Origin of the sequence: Actinacidiphila cocklensis, assembly GCF_907177275.1 — a bacterium.
Lineage (GTDB): Bacteria > Actinomycetota > Actinomycetes > Streptomycetales > Streptomycetaceae > Actinacidiphila > Actinacidiphila cocklensis.
In genome coordinates this window covers 1-586 of the sequence record NZ_CAJSLV010000037.1, presented here as the reverse complement: position 1 = coordinate 586, position 586 = coordinate 1, and the positions used below count along the sequence as shown (strand labels likewise).

The following is a 586-nucleotide window of genomic DNA, read 5'->3' as shown; positions in this document are numbered from 1 at the left end:
CGACGGCCGGGCGGAGGTCGCAAGCGGATCTCCGTCCTCGACCACGGCCTGCGCCCGGCCCTGCTGGCGCTGGTCGAGCCGGACGAGCGCGGAGACCCGATGTCCCCCCTGCGGTGGACAGTGAAGTCGACTCGCGCCCTTGCCCGGGAGCTGACCCTGGCCGGGCACAAAGTCAGTGCCGACACCGTCGCCGACCTGCTGCGGGAGGAGGGCTTCAGTCTGCAGGCAGCTGCTAAGACCCTGGAGGGAGCCCAGCATGCGGATCGTGACGCCCAGTTCCGCTATCTCAACGAGCGTGCCCGCGAGCACCGGGACGCCGGCCAACCAGTGATCAGCGTGGATGCCAAGAAGAAGGAACTCGTCGGAGACTTCAAGAACAGCGGCCGCCAGTGGCGGCCGGCCGGCGACCCGGTGCAGGTCGGCGTCCACGACTTCGCTGACCCGCAACTGGGCAAGGCCGTCCCCTACGGAATCTACGACATCGAAGCCAATACCGGCTGGGTCAACGTCGGCACCGACCACGACACCGCAGCGTTCGCCGTGGAGTCGATCCGCCGCTGGTGGCACAGCCAGGGCCAGGAAGCCT

The 586-nt window shown here is 68.8% G+C and carries 1 protein-coding gene; it reads left to right on the top strand.

The window, feature by feature from the left end; all coding sequences use genetic code 11:
* Positions 1-586: ISAzo13 family transposase (locus NFU81_RS05890; RefSeq protein ID WP_251485716.1), on the top strand; the 586-nt coding region annotated here is incomplete at both ends.